21 protein-coding genes and 1 tRNA gene are annotated in these 15,313 nt (G+C 66.2%); 12 read left to right on the top strand and 10 right to left on the bottom strand.

Annotated elements, in window-relative coordinates:
* Positions 1-5 precede the first annotated feature (5 nt).
* Both PHR85_RS03905 and PHR85_RS03900 read right to left on the bottom strand, forming a co-directional pair.
* Positions 6-299, bottom strand: a complete 294-nt coding sequence (locus PHR85_RS03905; protein ID WP_300050704.1) for a hypothetical protein — start codon at positions 297-299, stop codon at positions 6-8.
* 3 nt (positions 300-302) lie between these two features.
* Positions 303-770: a phage regulatory CII family protein gene (locus PHR85_RS03900; RefSeq protein WP_300050702.1), complete on the bottom strand. Its 468-nt coding sequence runs from the start codon at positions 768-770 to the stop codon at positions 303-305.
* A gap of 232 nt (positions 771-1,002) precedes the next feature.
* On the opposite strand from PHR85_RS03900, the gene PHR85_RS03895 reads away from it, so the two are divergent.
* From PHR85_RS03895 to PHR85_RS03850, 10 genes are all read left to right on the top strand, one after another.
* Positions 1,003-1,596 (top strand): helix-turn-helix transcriptional regulator, encoded by a 594-nt coding sequence (locus tag PHR85_RS03895; RefSeq protein WP_300050700.1) that lies wholly within the window; start codon positions 1,003-1,005, stop codon positions 1,594-1,596.
* Positions 1,597-1,807: 211 nt separating this feature from the next.
* Positions 1,808-2,008, top strand: coding sequence for a hypothetical protein (locus tag PHR85_RS03890; RefSeq protein WP_300050699.1), 201 nt, complete (start codon positions 1,808-1,810; stop codon positions 2,006-2,008).
* A complete protein-coding gene (locus tag PHR85_RS03885; protein ID WP_300050697.1) occupies positions 2,005-2,220 on the top strand; it encodes a hypothetical protein in 216 nt (71 codons plus the stop codon). Before PHR85_RS03890 ends, PHR85_RS03885 begins: the two co-directional genes overlap by 4 nt.
* A complete protein-coding gene (locus PHR85_RS03880; protein ID WP_300050695.1) occupies positions 2,217-2,420 on the top strand; it encodes a hypothetical protein in 204 nt (67 codons plus the stop codon). The genes PHR85_RS03885 and PHR85_RS03880 overlap by 4 nt, the downstream gene beginning before the upstream one ends.
* Positions 2,421-2,423: 3 nt before the next feature.
* A complete protein-coding gene (locus tag PHR85_RS03875; RefSeq protein WP_300050694.1) occupies positions 2,424-2,984 on the top strand; it encodes a DUF4406 domain-containing protein in 561 nt (186 codons plus the stop codon).
* The gene (locus PHR85_RS03870; protein ID WP_300050693.1) at positions 2,981-5,122 is read left to right on the top strand and encodes a ParB/RepB/Spo0J family partition protein; all 2,142 of its coding nucleotides are present in this window, start codon (positions 2,981-2,983) and stop codon (positions 5,120-5,122) included. Before PHR85_RS03875 ends, PHR85_RS03870 begins: the two co-directional genes overlap by 4 nt.
* Positions 5,119-5,691, top strand: coding sequence for a hypothetical protein (locus tag PHR85_RS03865; protein ID WP_300050691.1), 573 nt, complete (start codon positions 5,119-5,121; stop codon positions 5,689-5,691). Before PHR85_RS03870 ends, PHR85_RS03865 begins: the two co-directional genes overlap by 4 nt.
* On the top strand, positions 5,688-6,089 hold the full coding sequence (locus PHR85_RS03860; RefSeq protein WP_300050689.1) for a hypothetical protein: 402 nt from the start codon (positions 5,688-5,690) through the stop codon (positions 6,087-6,089). Before PHR85_RS03865 ends, PHR85_RS03860 begins: the two co-directional genes overlap by 4 nt.
* On the top strand, positions 6,086-6,295 hold the full coding sequence (locus tag PHR85_RS03855; protein ID WP_300050687.1) for a hypothetical protein: 210 nt from the start codon (positions 6,086-6,088) through the stop codon (positions 6,293-6,295). Before PHR85_RS03860 ends, PHR85_RS03855 begins: the two co-directional genes overlap by 4 nt.
* On the top strand, positions 6,292-6,540 hold the full coding sequence (locus PHR85_RS03850) for a hypothetical protein (protein ID WP_300050686.1): 249 nt from the start codon (positions 6,292-6,294) through the stop codon (positions 6,538-6,540). The genes PHR85_RS03855 and PHR85_RS03850 overlap by 4 nt, the downstream gene beginning before the upstream one ends.
* Positions 6,541-6,714: 174 nt before the next feature.
* Here the strand turns inward: PHR85_RS03850 and phaR are convergent, their stop codons facing one another.
* The 4 genes from phaR to uvrC form a co-directional block, all read right to left on the bottom strand.
* Positions 6,715-7,239, bottom strand: a complete 525-nt coding sequence (phaR, locus tag PHR85_RS03845) for a polyhydroxyalkanoate synthesis repressor PhaR (RefSeq protein ID WP_300050676.1) — start codon at positions 7,237-7,239, stop codon at positions 6,715-6,717.
* A 170-nt stretch (positions 7,240-7,409) separates the two neighbouring features.
* A tRNA-Val gene (locus tag PHR85_RS03840) sits at positions 7,410-7,485 on the bottom strand.
* Between the two features lie 104 nt (positions 7,486-7,589).
* The gene (pgsA, locus tag PHR85_RS03835; RefSeq protein ID WP_300050674.1) at positions 7,590-8,156 is read right to left on the bottom strand and encodes a CDP-diacylglycerol--glycerol-3-phosphate 3-phosphatidyltransferase; all 567 of its coding nucleotides are present in this window, start codon (positions 8,154-8,156) and stop codon (positions 7,590-7,592) included.
* 63 nt (positions 8,157-8,219) lie between these two features.
* A complete protein-coding gene (gene uvrC, locus PHR85_RS03830; RefSeq protein WP_300050672.1) occupies positions 8,220-10,226 on the bottom strand; it encodes an excinuclease ABC subunit UvrC in 2,007 nt (668 codons plus the stop codon).
* A 60-nt stretch (positions 10,227-10,286) separates the two neighbouring features.
* On the opposite strand from uvrC, the gene earP reads away from it, so the two are divergent.
* Positions 10,287-11,396, top strand: a complete 1,110-nt coding sequence (gene earP, locus PHR85_RS03825; protein ID WP_300050669.1) for an elongation factor P maturation arginine rhamnosyltransferase EarP — start codon at positions 10,287-10,289, stop codon at positions 11,394-11,396.
* Positions 11,397-11,524: 128 nt separating this feature from the next.
* On the top strand, positions 11,525-12,079 hold the full coding sequence (gene efp, locus PHR85_RS03820; RefSeq protein ID WP_300050666.1) for an elongation factor P: 555 nt from the start codon (positions 11,525-11,527) through the stop codon (positions 12,077-12,079).
* A 72-nt stretch (positions 12,080-12,151) separates the two neighbouring features.
* On the opposite strand, the gene PHR85_RS03815 is transcribed toward efp, so the two are convergent.
* From PHR85_RS03815 to PHR85_RS03800, 4 genes are all read right to left on the bottom strand, one after another.
* Positions 12,152-13,603: an NAD(P)(+) transhydrogenase (Re/Si-specific) subunit beta gene (locus PHR85_RS03815; protein ID WP_300049974.1), complete on the bottom strand. Its 1,452-nt coding sequence runs from the start codon at positions 13,601-13,603 to the stop codon at positions 12,152-12,154.
* Positions 13,600-13,932: an NAD(P) transhydrogenase subunit alpha gene (locus tag PHR85_RS03810; protein ID WP_300049976.1), complete on the bottom strand. Its 333-nt coding sequence runs from the start codon at positions 13,930-13,932 to the stop codon at positions 13,600-13,602. Before PHR85_RS03810 ends, PHR85_RS03815 begins: the two co-directional genes overlap by 4 nt.
* Before the next feature lie 25 nt (positions 13,933-13,957).
* The gene (locus PHR85_RS03805) at positions 13,958-15,106 is read right to left on the bottom strand and encodes a Re/Si-specific NAD(P)(+) transhydrogenase subunit alpha (protein WP_300049979.1); all 1,149 of its coding nucleotides are present in this window, start codon (positions 15,104-15,106) and stop codon (positions 13,958-13,960) included.
* 80 nt (positions 15,107-15,186) lie between these two features.
* Positions 15,187-15,313 (bottom strand): 4Fe-4S dicluster domain-containing protein (locus tag PHR85_RS03800; RefSeq protein ID WP_300051198.1); only part of this gene is annotated, 127 nt, incomplete at its 5' end.

Genomic DNA, 15,313 nt, shown 5'->3' with positions numbered 1-15,313 from the left:
GAGGGTTAAGGTTTGACCCAGCTGTGCAGGGTCGATTGCAGGGAATGCACGGCTGCCAGCTCGATCGGCTGGCTGACCGGCGCGTACTCCGCCACAGGGCGGTTCCGGTAGGCCACCCGGCGCGTGCCGCAGATCTGCAGCAGGCCAGCGCGGCGCAGGTTCTTGACTGTGTGGGTCGCTGCAGCCACGCCGACCTGGGCCTGGTGGGCCAGCTCAAGCAGCGTCGGGCTCTGGCCCAGGCCGTGGCAATGGCGGACGGCTTGCAGCAGCGCGGTGCGGACTTCAGATGCGGGGCGCATGGATCACTCCCCCCGCAGATGGCGCGGCTTGCCAGCCTGGTTCAGGGACAGCACCGCCTCGCCCAGTCGGGCCAGTGCCCCCATGAGGTCAAGCCGCTCGCGACCGATGCGCTCGAGCTCGTTGTCGCTGATGTGGCCGTCGGCGGCCGAGGTGCAGACCTCGGCGCACAGCTCCGAGAACTCGCGTGAGGCTTCGGCCATCTGGTGCAGCACTCCCTGGGCATCTGCTGCAGAATCGGCCGGCATGGGGATGCAGACGTGACCGCAGGCCTCGGCGAAGGCGTACAGGATGCGGTAGTCGCCCGTCAGCTGGCAGGTCTTGACCGCGTCAACCAAGCCGAACTTGGCGCTGCCGTTGCCGGTGACCTCGTGGTTCAGGGTATGGGGGCTCTTGCCCATGCGCGGGGCCAGCGATGGCGCGCCGCCGGGGTAGTCGTGAACGGTGTGGTAGGCGGCGTCGAGCAATTGCATGGCAGACCTCAGAAAATGCTGCTAGTGACACGATTCCTGGCCGGTGCGACACTGGCTGTAGGGAGGAACCAAACATGAAAGACGGAAGAAGAAATCACAACCCAGCCTTGTCTGCCTCGACGACATCCGGCTCGGTACTTGCCATCTCAATGAGCTTGGCTCCAATGCTGTAGCGCGGATCTACGGCCTTGCTGTTGTAGAGCTGCGATATGGCTGACTGTGTGCATCCAGCGTGCACGGCGAGCTGACGCTGATTCAGTTTGTGTCGATCCTGTGCTCTGTCGATGACATATTTCCAGTCCATCCACAAATTATAAGACAACTTCTTAAACGCATGAGCGCTATGATCGACAAGGTAGGCAGCATGGGCCGCATGCCAACAGACTTCGGAAAACGCGTGAAAGACGCCCGCAGGCACGCAAAGCTGAACCAGCGTCAGCTTGCTGCAGCAGTGGGTGTGTCCCAGTCCAACATTTCTCAGATCGAGTCATCAGCCTACGAATCAGCGTTCACCGTCCAGATTGCCATCGCCTGCGAGGTTGACGCAGTTTGGCTCGCCACCGGCGAGGGAGACATGACACCGACCGCCAAAGCTTCCTCTGCCGTCATCCGGTCTATGCCTGCCCCGCGCGGCATAGAAGGTGCGCTGGCAGAGGTTCAGGCTGCCATCAACGGCCTTTCTCCCTTGCTACAGGATGCAGGCCGTGGAGTCATGATCAAGTGGCTAAATGGTCAAGCCACCTTGGAAGAAGCAGGAGCGACGCTAAAGAAGTTGCAGCAAGCCAGCGCCGGCGACACTCCGGACGCCGAAAACCGAGTCGCGTGAGCGCTCAGATCTTGCAATTCAGGTTGCGGTCTGACAGGCCCGATCGACTCACAATCTAGAGCCGACCGAACCCCATCGTCAATCCGATCAACCCAACCGCCCGATGGCGGTTTTTTTACGTCCATGCAAAACCGACACAAGGATCAAACATAAGAAATTGAATCAATAAGATCAGTCATCTTATAATGTTCTAGTCAAACAGGAGATGCCGATGCAAGTCACCCTCGCCCGCAGCTACCGCTGCACCTACGACCCCAGGGACGGCTACGGCCAGACCATCCAGACCGAGGACGGCGCCCTGCCGTCGATCCAGCTCAAGGCAGCTGATGCGGTTGACGCGCGGCGCAAGGCCGAGGGCGTGACAGGCTGTGTCGTGACCGATGTCGAGCGACTGGACGAGGTGGCGGCATGAGGATCACTGCTGCTCAACAGCTGGCCGCCGTGATTGGCCTTGACCTCAAGAATGTGGTTGCCTTCACCATCCGCGCGCGTCTTGATGGCACCACCGTCACTGTCGTGAAGCAACACGTCTTTGCTGCTGGACTTGGAACAGCCTGCTCCCGATTTGAGTTGCGTCAGATCGCGCCAGAAACGGCAACTACTGACGACAGGGCTTCGGCATGAAGATCCAGCCCGAACCGATTGCCCTGCCCATGCTGGGCGCCCCGCCACACGAGCCCTACCTGGGCGCCGACTGGACCAGCAGCACGCTGCGGACCGGCTGCCAGGACCACCTGCTGCACCCCAGCCGGCGCGGCGACGAATTTGTGTTCCATCGCGGGCATGCCATCACCACCACGCTTCCCCTCGCATCCAAGGCCTGAACCATGCCATCGATCACCCTGACCCTCACCGACACGCCCGCCGGCGGCGTTTCCCTGACCAGCAGCTTTCAGCCGGCCATCGGCTACCCCTGCAGCGCAGCCCAGGCCTATGCGCTCGACATCATGGCGCGCACCCGCAAGGACTGGGGCCTGCAGCCCGAGGTCGACGCATCGGTGCCGACCCCACGCGCAGGCTGGCCGCGTCTGTATTTGTGCGGCCCCATGACGGGCCTGCCCGACTACAACTACCCCGCCTTCAACGAGGCAGCGGCCCAGCTGCGCGCGCTGGGCTATGCCGTGGTCAACCCCGCTGAGAACGGCCTGCCCGCAAGCGCAACCTGGGCCCAGCACATGCGCGCCGACATCAAGGGGTTGTGCGACTGCGCGGCGCTGGCGGTGCTTCCTGGCAGTCAGGCCAGCAAGGGCGCCCAGCTTGAGATCGAGCTGGCCACGCGCCTGGAACTGACGGTGGCCAGCGTGGCGACCTGGTCGGACCTGGCCACCAGCGGGCAGATGAGCCAGCTGGTCCAAGCCGCAACCTACCAGACCCGGAGCGCATCATGAACCCAAGCCACCCACTGCCCGAGGTCGACCACTTCGACCACCTGCCGCTGCCAGTGCTGGTGACCAGCCCGACCAACCCGCGCAAGCAATTCGACCCGGCCAAGCTGCAGGAGCTGGCCGAGAGCATCCGCGCCACCGGCGTGCACCAGCCCATCCTGGTGCGGCCGCTGCCGGGCCACCGCCTGCAGGAGACCTTCGACATCCACGCGGCCAGCGGCGGACTGCAACCGCGCCCGACGCATGAGATCGTCGCCGGCGAGCGCCGTTTCCGCGCCTGCCAGATCGCCGGGCTGGCGACGGTGCCGGCCATGGTGCGGTCGCTGACCGATGACGAAGTGCTCGAAATCCAGCTGATCGAGAACTTGCAGCGCGACGGACTGACCGAGCTTGAAGAGGCCGAAGGCTACGAGACCCTGATGCGGCACAGCCAGCTGAGCGCCGAGGCCGTGGGCGCCAAGATCGGCAAGAGCCGCAGCTACGTCTATGCCCGGCTCAAGCTACTTGAGCTGGGCCCCGACGGACGCGAGGCGCTGCGCCAGGGTCGCATGGACGCCAGCCACGCGCTGCTGATCGCGCGCATCCCTGACACCAAGCTGCAGGCCGCGGCAGTCAAGGACATTGCCGCCGACTCCAATGGCGAGAATGCCGCCAGGTCATACCGGCAAGCCCAGCGCCTGGTGCGCAATCACTACATGCTCAAGCTGAGCGATGCACCGTTTGACATCCACGACGCCAACCTGGTGCCGGCCAGCGGAAGCTGCGCCACCTGCCCCAAGCGCACCGGCGCCGACCCGGACCTTTTCGCCGACGTCGATGGCGAGGATCTGTGCATCAACCCGGGCTGCCACCAGGCCAAGCGCGAGGCGCTGGCCACCCGTACCAAGCGCGAGGCGCATGAGCGCGGCCAGGTCATCATCGAAGGCCGCGATGCCAAGGCGCTGATGCCCATGACCTTTCAGAGCCGGGTTGACGGCCACTGCCGGCTTGACGATCCGGCTGACAGCCCGACCAGCCAGCCGCTGCGGGCCATCATCGGCAAGGTGATGGCGGAGCAAGGCATCGTCCCAGTGTTGGTCGCCAACCCCTACAAGGATGGCGAGCTGCTGGCCTGCCTGCCGAACGACGTGGTGGCCCAGCTGCTGAAGGCTGCCGGCCGCGCCGAGGAAGCCGGCGACCAGGAGCTGTACAACCAGAACCAGAAAAAGGCGGCTGCCGAGAAGGCCAAGGCCGAAGCCAAGACCGAGTACGAAACCGAGTGGCGCTGGCTGCTGCTGGTGACCACCTGGCGCGAGATCACCGAAGGCCGCGACGAAGTGATGACCTGGCCGGCGCTGATGCGCCACCTGGCCATGGCCTACGCGCACAAGCTCAACCAGGAGCAGTGCGGGCGTCTGTGCAAGCTGCTTGAGTTGGGCAAGGTCGCGCCCAAGCAGGGCTTGCTGGACTGGGTCAAGGACGGAGATACCGACCCGACCAAGGCCGTGCTGCTGCTGGTGATGTTTGCCGACGTGGGCTATCTGCACTGGCTCGACGAATCCGATACCAACGTCGGGCTGCGGCTGGTGGCGAGCGAATTCGGCATCGATCCGGCTCTCGTACAGGCCGAAGTCAAGGCGCGCACGCGCGCGGCGGTCAAGGCCGTGAAGGCCGCCGAGGCTGCGAAAGCGGATCTACCCCTTCCCCCTGCTGCGCAAGCCAATGGGGTGCGGGGGGAGGCAGTAGCCAGTGACGGCCCTGCTGCGCGCGGCTCGCGCAAGGGCGAACCCGGGCGCGGCCGGGGCAAGCGCAAGGCCGAGGCGCCGACCAAGCCGAAGGCGCGCGAGAAGGAGGTCAGGTCAGGCATCGCTGCCGCGATGCGGGGCTTGGAGGATGAATCAGTCGCCGCCGCTGGCGGCGAAGGGGATGGAGCGCGGCCAGAGGCCGCGGGAGACAGGCCCGCAGATGTCAATGAAAGGCCTGGTCTGGGCGGGAAGCGAGTGGCAATCCTAGGTTCCGCTATCGGAAAAGCTGGCCGGGTCGTCGGCCAACATTCCAGCGGCGACTTGTTTGTCATTCCTGACGGGCTGGATTGCGAGTACCGATTCAGCCTGGATGAGCTTGAACTGATCGTCGACCAGGAAGAAGGAGCACAGGCATGAGTAAGCGTAAAAAGCCCCAGCTGACTGTAGTGCGCACCTACAGCCGCATTGACGAGATGATGGCCAGCCCGCACCAGCCCCTAAGCGCTGAACGGCGCCGGCACCAGCTCTCGCGCATGTGGGAAGGCCTGCGCGCGATCGAGACCGCGCCCAATCCGACCAACGACGACTGGCGCTTGTGCAGCGATGCCGTCAACCTGATGGAAACCCTGCTGCGCAATGGCGACGCGCGACCCGATGAGCATGGCCAGGTCAGCTCGAACTGGTGGCGCGACTGCGCCGGCGACTGGGTGCAGATCCACGACAGCGGCAAGCTGCTGATGGATGCTGTGGCAGCCATGGCCGCCGCCGGCATCCGCAAGCTCGACGGTGGGCAGATCCGTCTTGACGCCGATGGCACCCAGGCCGTTCGGGCGCTGCTTGAGGACTACCGCGACCTGCTCGACGTGCTGCCCGCGCGCACCATCATCCGCGCGCACCGGCTGACGGAGAAACGGATCTCAGCCATCTTCTCCGGCCGCTGCCGGCCGCATGACGTCGAGATCATCGACTTGAGAGGTGCAGCATGAGCGCTCAGCACACGCAAGGCCTGCTGGCCGTCAACCCGACCGAGCTCGACCAGATCACTGCAGCAGACACCGGCAAGGAAATCGCTCGCGCCACGCACTTTGGACATTCGGTCGACACCATCATCGCGAACGCTCGCCGCCTGGCGGCCTGCTGGAACGCCTGCGATGGCATCTCTACCGATGACTTGGATCGATACTACGGGTGCCAGGCGGGTATCGACGCCGCGCTAGAGGAAGCCAGCCTGCAGTATCAGCTTTCCGTTGTTGTGCAGCGCAACGAGCTGCTGGAGGCGCTTGAGCTGGATCACCTGCTGCTGTCCGGCGCAAATATGAACCGAAGCGTCGTCAATAAAAAAGTGCTTTCCGCCATCGCAAAGGCGAAAGGTGGTTCAGCATGAGCCCGAAAAAATGCAGTACCTGCAACCGCGACCCCAAGCGCATGAACAGCGATTTCGCCGAGTGCTCGCACATCGACTGCCCGGCTCGCCGCAAAGCCTGGAGCGAACAGCCGAGCCACGCCGAGTTTTTCAAAGGCCCATGGCCGAAGAGCGAAAGCAGTGATCCAGTGCCTCTGGATCAGTTACTGAAAGGCGATGCATCATGATCGGAACCCAACCCACCGGCGCGATCGAGGGCGTCGTGATCACCGCAGTGGCACATGAGGGCCTGACCGTTCTGGCCAACGGGAAGCCGGCCAGGTTGGCCATCATCGACGAGGCAGGCAACGTGCTGGCAGCCGGCGCCGATGTGGCGCGCGAGGCCGAGGCAGTCGCCCTGAACTGCTACAGAAATTTCCTGAAGGGAAACGGTCATCTGCGCGTCTACAAGGGCGTGCCGCCGACCCACTGACTTGCCAGCGCCACCACTGCCCGCTCTCTGAGGCGGGATTTTTTTCCGCTTGAACTGTATACGTTGACTATCTCACGGGCAACCCAGGCTGACGAAGCCCACTTTGGGGGCCTTGGCTATGGTTTCAGTCATGACCCCGATTGTCTCAGGTCGGGGCGGACCCGGCGCAACCACTCAGCGCTTGACCCCGAGGGCGTCGAGCATTTGCTGCTGCAGCTGGTTGAACGCCTTCTGCGACTGCTCCAGGTAGCCGCCGATGGCCGCCCCCGGCAGCAAGGGCGCCTGCACCCCCATGAACGGCGGCCACATCTCGGGCGTCAAGCCCTTGGTCTGATCGGCCATCTGGCGCTGCAGGTCGGCAATGGCCTGCACGCTCTGCTCCAGGTAGTTGCCCATGAAGCCCTGCATCGAGTGGCCGTAGAAGCGGATGATGTCGGCCAGCATGCGCTCGGAGAAGAAGGGCATGCCGCCGGACTCCTGCTCCAGGATGATCTGCAGCAGGATGCTGCGCGTCAGGTCGTCGCCCGTCTTGACATCGCGCACCACGAAATGGGTGCCACCGAGCACCAGGGCGCGCACATCGGCCAAGGTGATGTAGGTCGAGGTGGCGGTGTCGTAGAGGCGACGATTGGGGTATTTCTTGATGACCCGCACCTCCTCGGTGCGTTCAGCCTCCTGGCCGGCCTGTTCGTGTTGCACTGCGCTGACTCCTGCCCTGCGGGCCTTGCGCCCCGCGTTCGGCGCGGGGACCTGTTTCGATTCCATGAACAAAGACCGGACCGCGGAGCATGCGGCAGAGCGGCCGAGCCAGGACGCAAAAAAAAGCACTTGCCTTTTTAAACAAGTGCTTGATTGACCTGGGTTTTCAGTGGTGGGTCCTGACGGGCTCGAACCGCCGACATCTTCCGTGTAAAGGAAGCGCTCTACCAACTGAGCTAAGGACCCGAGTGCAAAACCCGGCTGTTCACGCGGAGTAAACAGTCTCGCATTCTAGCTGCTGTTCGCGCCCCACCGGCGCGACGGGTCAAAATTGTCTTGCGCGGCTGCGCTCAGCGCACCTTGGCGCGGATCTCGGGCAGCGCCTTTTTCAGGTAGTAGGCCATGGACCAGACCGTCAGCACGGCCGAGGCCCAGATCAGCGCCTGGCCCCAGGCCCGGGTGTCGAGGCCGAACAGCGGTGCCTGATAGAGCAGGAAGGGGATCGCGATCATCTGCACGCTGGTCTTGAGCTTGCCGACCATGTGCACCGCCACGCTCTTGTTGGCGCCGATGGTCGCCATCCACTCGCGCAGGGCGGAGATCGCGATCTCGCGCCCGATGATGATCAGCGCGACGAAGACATCGGCCCGCCCCAGGTGCACCAGCACCAGCACGCAGGCGCAGACCAGGAACTTGTCGGCCACCGGGTCGAGGAAGGCGCCGAAGGACGAGGTCTGGTTGAGCTTGCGCGCCAGGTAGCCATCGGCCCAGTCGGTCGCGGCGAACACCACGAACAGCACCGTCGCGATCAGGTTCTGGCGCTGGCTTTCCAGGCCAGGCCAGTAGAACACCGCGACGATCAGCGGGATGGCCACGATGCGGGCCCAGGTCAGCAGTGTCGGCAGGTTGAAGAACATGCGGCAGATTATCACCGCTGTCCATGTCGATTCGAGCGGGTCGCGTTCAGCAGGGGCTGGCGCTCAATGCAGCGCGCGGTAGATCGCGTTGGCCAGTTCGCCCGAGATGCCCTCGACGCCGGCCAGGTCCTCGACGCTGGCGTCGGCCACGCCCTTGAGGCCGCCGAAGCGCTGCAGCAGGCGGGCCCGCTTCCTGGGTCCGACCCCGGGGATGTCTTCGAGCTTGCTGGCGCCGGTGCGGGTCTTGGCGCGCTGGGCGCGCATGCCGGTGATGGCGAAGCGGTGCGCCTCGTCGCGGATCTGCGCCACCAGCATCAGCGCGGCCGAGTCGGCGCCGAGGTAGATCTTCTCGCGGCCGTCGGCGAACACCAGTTCCTCCAGGCCGACCTTGCGGCCCTCGCCCTTCTCGACGCCGACGATGCGGCCCAGGTCGAGCCCGAGCGCCTCGAACAGCTCGCGCGCGACGCCGACCTGGCCCTTGCCGCCGTCGATCAGCACGATGTCGGGCAGGCGCGCGCCGCCCTTGCCAGGCGACTCGCTACCACCGGCCTCGCGCAGCGCCTCGGCCAGCTTGCCGTAGCGGCGCTCCAGCACCTGGCGCATGGCGGCGTAGTCGTCGCCCGGCGTGATGCCGTCGATGTTGTAGCGGCGGTACTGGCTGCCCTGCAGCTTGTGGCCCTCGAACACGACGCAGGAGGCGACCGTCGCCTCGCCGGCGGTATGCGAGATGTCAAAGCATTCAATGCGCAGCGTCTCCAGCTGCTCGTCGGGCAGGTCGAGCGCCTGCGCCAACGCGCGGGTGCGGGCCTGCTGCGAGCCCTCCTCGGCCAGCAGGCGCGCGAGCTGCAGCTCGGCGTTCTGCTGCGCCATCTCGAGCCAGGCGCGGCGGTGCTCGCGCGGGTGGAACACCGGGTGCAGCTTGACGCCGCTCTGCTCGGTCAGCAGCTCCAGCAAGCCGGCATCGACCGGCGCGCCGAGCACCAGCACCGGCGGCGGCGCGGCCTGGGTGTAATGCTGGGCAATGAAGGCTTCGAGCACGCGCTGCGCCACCAGGGCGACCGGGTCGCGCGCCTCCTGGGGCGCCGCCGCGTTGTCAGCGAGGTCCGAGGGGTCCGCCAGTCCCGCCAGCAGCGCGCCATCCTCGACATGGGCCGGAAAATAGGGCCGGTCGCCCAGATGACGGCCGCCGCGCACCAGCGCCAGGTTGACGCAGGCGCGACCGCCCTGCACCCGCACCGCCAGGATGTCGACATCCTGGTCCGAGACGTTCTCCATCGACTGCTGGTGCAGCACCCGGGACAGCGCGCTCAGCTGGTTGCGCGCCTCGGCGGCCTGCTCGAATTCGAGCCGTTCGGCATGCGCCAGCATCCGGGCCTCGATCTCAGCCAGCACGGACTGGGTCTCGCCGCGCAGGAAGGCGCTGGCCGCGCGCACATCCTGCGCATAGTCAGCCGCCGACACCAGGCCGACGCAGGGCCCCGAGCAGCGCTTAATCTGCGCCAGCAGGCAGGGCCGGCTGCGGTGGCTGAAGACTGTGTCCTCGCAGGTGCGCAGGCGGAACACCTTTTGCAGCAGCTCCAGCGTCTCCTTGACCGCCCAGGCGCTCGGGTAGGGGCCGAAATACTGGTGCCTTTTCTCGACCGCGCCGCGGTAGTAGGACATGCGCGGGTAATGCTCGGGCCGGGCTGGGCCGCCCTGCCCCGCCGGCGAGCGCTCGAAGGCCGGTGTCCAGCTGCTGGCGCTCAAGCGCAGATAGGGGTAGCTCTTGTCGTCGCGAAACAGGATGTTGTAGCGCGGCTGCTGGGTCTTGATCAGGTTGTTTTCCAGCAGCAGCGCCTCGGCCTCGGAGCGCACCACCGTGGTCTCCAGGCGCACGATCTTGGCGACCATGTGGCCGATGCGGGTGCCGTCATGGGTTTTCTGGAAATAGGTCGAGACGCGCCGCTTGAGGTCCTTGGCCTTGCCGACGTAGAGCAGCTGGCCGTCGGCGTCGAAGTAGCGGTAGACGCCCGGCAGCGCCGGCAGGGCGGCGACGGCCTGCAGCAGGGAATCGGGATGGGTGGCGCTCATGAGGGAAGGCGGCAAGCGGTTCGCTGACAAGGAAAGGCGCCACTGTAAGACAATCGGGCGGTGAATTGCGAACATCCCCCCATCCTGAGCTGGGACATCTGCTGCCATGTGATCGACAACTGGGGCGACCTGGGCGTCTGCTGGCGGCTGGCGAGCAACCTGGCCGCGCGCGGCCAGCGGGTGCGGCTGTGGGCCGACCAGCCCGAGCTGCTGGACTGGATGGCGCCCGGCGCGCGCGCTGGTGCCTTTGTCGGCATCGAGGTGCGGCACTGGCCGCGCACCGACCCGACCGCCCTGCCCCCGGCACTGCCGCCCGGCGATGTGCTGATCGAGGCCTTCGGCTGCGAGATCGCTCCGGCCTGGGTAGCGGCGCTGCAGCCTGAATCCGCCCCGGGCAAGCCCCGGCGGGTCTGGCTCAACCTGGAATACCTGAGCGCCGAGCCCTATGTCGAGCGCTGCCACCAGCTGGCCTCGCCGGTGATGAGTGGGCCGCTGGCCGGGCGCGGCAAATGGTTCTTTTACCCCGGTTTCACGCCCGCCACCGGCGGTCTGCTGCGCGAGCCCGGCCTGATGGCGCAGCGTGCGGCCTTCGAGCGCGAGCCCTGGCTGCGCGGCCAAGGCCTGCCAGACAGCACGGATGGCGGCGGCGCACCGCGCGTGACGCTGTTCTGCTACGAACCGGCGCGGCTGCCCGAGCTGCTGCGCGACCCCGCGCTGGACGGCGCGCACTGGCTGGTCGCGCCAGGACGCCCGGCCGCCGCGCTGGAACGGGTCTGGGACGCCAGCGTTGCGCTGCGAGCCCAGCGCCATGCCCTGCCCCATGTGGCGCAAACGGAGTTCGACCGCCTGCTCTGGGCCAGCGAGCTGAACCTGGTGCGCGGCGAGGACTCGCTGGTGCGCGCGCTCTGGGCCGGTCAGGCCTTCGTCTGGCATATCTACCCACAGCATGACGACGCGCACCACTTGAAGCTCGAAGCCTTCCTGGACTGGCTCGACGCGCCGCCCTCGCTGCGCGCCTTCCACCGGGTCTGGAACGGGCTGATCGACGCGCCGCTGCCCCCGGTCGATCTGCCGGCCTGGCGGACCTGCGCGCTCGCGGCCCGGGACCGGCTGCTGCGACAGGATGATCTGGCCAGCCAGCTCTTGAGCTTTGTGATGAAAAAACGGTAAAATCAAGGGTTTTACGCAGATTCCGGTACAAACCGGGTCGTAGCTTAAACAGATTAACGGGCTCAACGCCCTCTCGCCGCACGAACGCGCCCGAACAGGACGGGGCGGCAAATTCCACAGGAAGCACCATGAAAATCGCTCAAGAAATCCGCGCCGGCAACGTGATCATGCACGGCAAGGATCCGATGATCGTCCTGAAGACCGAATACGCCCGTGGCGGCCGTGGCGCTGCCACCGTGCGCATGAAGCTCAAGGGCCTGCTGGGCAACATGGGCACCGAAGTCGTGTTCCGCGCCGACGACAAGATCGACAACGTGATCCTGGACAAGAAGGAGTGCACCTACTCCTACTTCGCCGATCCGATGTATGTCTGCATGGACGCCGACTACAACCAGTACGAAGTCGAAGCCGAGAACATGGGCGACGCGCTGAACTACCTGGAAGACGGCATGTCGCTGGAAGTCGTGTTCTATGACGGCAAGGCGATCTCGGTCGAACTGCCGACCAGCGTCGAGCGCGAAATCACCTGGACCGAGCCGGCCGTCAAGGGCGACACCTCGGGCAAGGTGCTCAAGCCCGCCAAGATCAACACCGGCTTCGAAATCCCGGTGCCGCTGTTCGTCGCGCAAGGCGACAAGATCGAGATCGACACCCGCACCGGCGAATACCGCAAGCGCGTCTGATCCCATGCTCCGGTCCCAGCGGTCGGCGCAGATCAAGAAAAGCTCCCAGGCATAAGCCCGGGAGCTTTTTTTTCACTCGATCGCCTTGGTCATTTCCTCGACCACCTTCTTGGCATCGCCGAACACCATCATGGTCTTGTCGAGGTAGAACAGCTCGTTGTCCAGGCCGGCGTAGCCCGCCGCCATGGAGCGCTTGTTGACGATCACGGTCTTGGCCTTGTAGGCCTCCAGGATCGGCATGCCGTAGATCGGGCTGCCCTTTTGCAGCGCGGCCGGGTTCACCACGTCGTTGGCGCCCAGGATGATCGCCACATCGGCCTGGCCGAACTCGCCGTTGATGTCCTCCATCTCGAACACCTGGTCGTAGGGCACCTCGGCCTCGGCCAGCAGCACGTTCATGTGGCCCGGCATGCGGCCCGCCACCGGGTGGATCGCGTACTTGACGGTGATGCCCTTCTCGGTCAGCTTGTGCGCGAGTTCCTTGACCGCGTGCTGGGCGCGCGCGACCGCCAGGCCGTAGCCCGGCACGATCACCACCGTCTCGGCGTGGCCCAGGATGAAGGCCGCGTCGTCGGCGCTGCCGCTCTTGGCGGTGCGCTGCACGCCGCCACTGGTCGAGACCCCTTCGCCGGCCTCGGCGCCGAAGCCGCCCAGGATCACGCTGAAGAAGCTGCGGTTCATGGCCTTGCACATGATGTAGCTCAGGATCGCCCCCGATGACCCGACCAGGCTGCCGGCGACGATCAGCATCGCGTTGTTCAGGCTGAAGCCGATGCCGGCGGCCGCCCAGCCCGAGTAGCTGTTGAGCATCGAGACCACCACCGGCATGTCGGCGCCGCCGATCGGGATGATGATCAGCACGCCCAGCACGAAGGCCAGCGCGAGCACGCCGAGGAAGGCGGCGAAGGCGGTCTCGCCCGAGCCCAGGGTGAAGACCAGCCCCAGCGCGAGCATGGCCAGACCGAGCACCAGGTTGAGCAGATGCTGGCCGGCGAAGGTCACCGGCGCGCCCTGGAACAGGCGGAACCTGTACTTGCCCGAGAGCTTGCCGAACGCGATCACCGAACCCGAGAAGGTGATGGCCCCGATGGCCGCGCCCAGGAACAGCTCGACCTTGTTGCCCAGCGGCGCTTCCGCCCCCTTGACCAGGCCCGGGAGCAGCGCCCAGGGCTCGACCACGGCCGCGACCGCGATGAAGACCGCCGCCAGGCCGATCATGCTGTGCATGAAGGCGACCAGCTCGGGCATCTTGGTCATCTCGACCCGCCTGGCCATGACGGCACCGGCGCCGCCACCCAGCACCAGACCGGCCAGCACCCAGCCCAGGCCCTGCACGGCGTCGACCCGCATCTGCTGCGCGAGCGTGAGGATCAGGCCGAACGTGGTCAGCACGGCAATCGCCATGCCGCCCATGCCGAAGGCGTTGCCCCGGATCGAGGTCTTGGGGTGGCTCAGGCCCTTCAGGGCCTGGATGAAGCAGACCGAGGCCAGCAGGTAGAGCAATACGACGAGGTTCATGCTCATTTGGCGGCTCCTTCAGCAGCGGAGGTGGCGGGCGCCTTGCGCTCCTTCTTCTTGAACATCTCCAGCATGCGGCGCGTCACGAGGAAGCCGCCGAACAGGTTGACCGCCGCCAGCGCCACGGCGAGCACGCCCATGGCCTTGCCCAGCGGGGTCTCGGTCAGCGCGGCCGCCAGCATGGCGCCGACGATCACGATCGCCGAGATCGCATTGGTCACGGCCATCAGCGGCGTGTGCAGCGCGGGCGTGACGTTCCAGACCACGTGGTAGCCGACGTAGATCGCCAGCACGAAGATGATCAGGTTGATGATGGTGGGGGATACGGCTTCCATCGGTGTCTTTCCTGTGAGGGGTCGGTCAGGACGGGCGGCGGACCTGGCCGCCCTGCGTCATCAGGCAGGCCGTGACGATGTCGTCGTCCTCGGGCAGCTGCAGCGCAGCGGCATCCTTGGGCAGCACGAGCTTGAGGAAGTCGAGCAGGTTGCGCGCGTACAGGCTGGAGCTGTCGGCGGCCACCCGCGCGGGCAGGTTGGTCTCGCCGATCAGGTGCACGCCGTGGCGGATCACGGTCCGGTCGGCCTCGGTCAGCGGGCAGTTGCCGCCCGGCGCGCCGTGCGGGCCGACCGGCCCCTTGCCGGCGGCGAGGTCGACGATGACCGAGCCCGGCTTCATGCGCTTGACCATCTCCTCGGTGATCAGCACCGGCGCGGCGCGACCGGGGATCAGCGCGGTCGAGATCACGATGTCGGCCTGGGCGACGCGCTTGGCGACCTCGGCTTTTTGGCGATCGAGCCAGCTCTGCGGCATCGGGCGCGCGTAGCCGCCCACGCCCTCGGCGGCGGCCTTCTCCTCGGCCGTTTCATAGGGCACGTCGATGAACTTGGCGCCCAGCGACTCGACCTGCTCCTTGACCGAGGGCCGCACGTCGGAGGCCTCGATCACCGCCCCGAGGCGCTTGGCGGTGGCGATCGCCTGCAGACCGGCCACGCCCACGCCCAGGATCACGACGCGCGCGGCCTTGATCGTGCCAGCCGCCGTCATCAGCATCGGGAACAGGCGCTGGTACTGGTTGGCCGCCAGCATCACGGCCTTGTAGCCGGCGATGTTGGCCTGCGAGGACAGCACGTCCAGGCTCTGCGCGCGCGTGGTGCGCGGCGCGGCTTCGAGCGCGAAGCTGGTCAGCCCGGCCGCCGCCAGGCGGGTCAGGCCCTCGGCATCGAAGGGATTGAGCATGCCGACCAGCGCGGCGCCAGGCTGCATCCGGGCCAGTTCGGCCTCGGACGGCGCGCGCACCTTGAGCACCAGCTCGGCCCCGAGGGCCGCCGCCGCGTCGACGATCTCGGCACCGGCGGCCCGGTAGGCCTCGTCGGTGGCGCTGGCCGCCACGCCGGCGCCCGACTGCACCCGTACCCGATGGCCCTGGGCCACGTACTTCTTGGCCGTCTCGGGCGTCACCGCCACCCGGGTCTCGCCCGCTGCCGTCTCGGCAGGAACTCCTATCAGCATACCTGTACTCCAATGGTTGAGCGGCTTGATAGCCACCTCTTATTATTCACTATACAAATTATTTGCGACAGTTTCGCGAATCACATGCCGGCGTAGTTCGGACCGCCACCGCCCTCGGGCGTGACCCAGACGATGTTCTGTGTCGGGTCCTTGATGTCGCAGGTCTTGCAGTGCACGCAGTTCTGCGCGTTGATCACCAGCTGGTCG

This window comes from Malikia sp., assembly GCF_028687635.1.
Classification (GTDB): domain Bacteria; phylum Pseudomonadota; class Gammaproteobacteria; order Burkholderiales; family Burkholderiaceae_C; genus Malikia.
The sequence above is the reverse complement of the archived record's forward strand: the minus strand, read 5'-3'. Positions and strand labels throughout refer to the sequence as shown.

Bases quoted from the DNA above. Each gene is read 5' to 3' on its own strand.
- PHR85_RS03810 (WP_300049976.1), bottom strand. From the start codon at position 13,932: ATGGAAGCCGTATCCCCCACCATCATCAACCTGATCATCTTCGTGCTG.
- PHR85_RS03815 (WP_300049974.1), bottom strand. From the start codon at position 13,603: ATGAGCATGAACCTCGTCGTATTGCTCTACCTGCTGGCCTCGGTCTGC.
- PHR85_RS03900 (WP_300050702.1), bottom strand. From the start codon at position 770: ATGCAATTGCTCGACGCCGCCTACCACACCGTTCACGACTACCCCGGC.
- uvrC (WP_300050672.1), bottom strand. From the start codon at position 10,226: ATGAGCGCCACCCATCCCGATTCCCTGCTGCAGGCCGTCGCCGCCCTG.
- PHR85_RS03860 (WP_300050689.1), top strand. From the start codon at position 5,688: ATGAGCGCTCAGCACACGCAAGGCCTGCTGGCCGTCAACCCGACCGAG.
- PHR85_RS03880 (WP_300050695.1), top strand. From the start codon at position 2,217: ATGAAGATCCAGCCCGAACCGATTGCCCTGCCCATGCTGGGCGCCCCG.
- PHR85_RS03870 (WP_300050693.1), top strand. From the start codon at position 2,981: ATGAACCCAAGCCACCCACTGCCCGAGGTCGACCACTTCGACCACCTG.
- PHR85_RS03890 (WP_300050699.1), top strand. From the start codon at position 1,808: ATGCAAGTCACCCTCGCCCGCAGCTACCGCTGCACCTACGACCCCAGG.
- PHR85_RS03905 (WP_300050704.1), bottom strand. From the start codon at position 299: ATGCGCCCCGCATCTGAAGTCCGCACCGCGCTGCTGCAAGCCGTCCGC.
- PHR85_RS03805 (WP_300049979.1), bottom strand. From the start codon at position 15,106: ATGCTGATAGGAGTTCCTGCCGAGACGGCAGCGGGCGAGACCCGGGTG.
- efp (WP_300050666.1), top strand. From the start codon at position 11,525: ATGAAAATCGCTCAAGAAATCCGCGCCGGCAACGTGATCATGCACGGC.
- PHR85_RS03850 (WP_300050686.1), top strand. From the start codon at position 6,292: ATGATCGGAACCCAACCCACCGGCGCGATCGAGGGCGTCGTGATCACC.
- PHR85_RS03855 (WP_300050687.1), top strand. From the start codon at position 6,086: ATGAGCCCGAAAAAATGCAGTACCTGCAACCGCGACCCCAAGCGCATG.
- PHR85_RS03885 (WP_300050697.1), top strand. From the start codon at position 2,005: ATGAGGATCACTGCTGCTCAACAGCTGGCCGCCGTGATTGGCCTTGAC.
- pgsA (WP_300050674.1), bottom strand. From the start codon at position 8,156: ATGTTCTTCAACCTGCCGACACTGCTGACCTGGGCCCGCATCGTGGCC.
- PHR85_RS03865 (WP_300050691.1), top strand. From the start codon at position 5,119: ATGAGTAAGCGTAAAAAGCCCCAGCTGACTGTAGTGCGCACCTACAGC.
- PHR85_RS03875 (WP_300050694.1), top strand. From the start codon at position 2,424: ATGCCATCGATCACCCTGACCCTCACCGACACGCCCGCCGGCGGCGTT.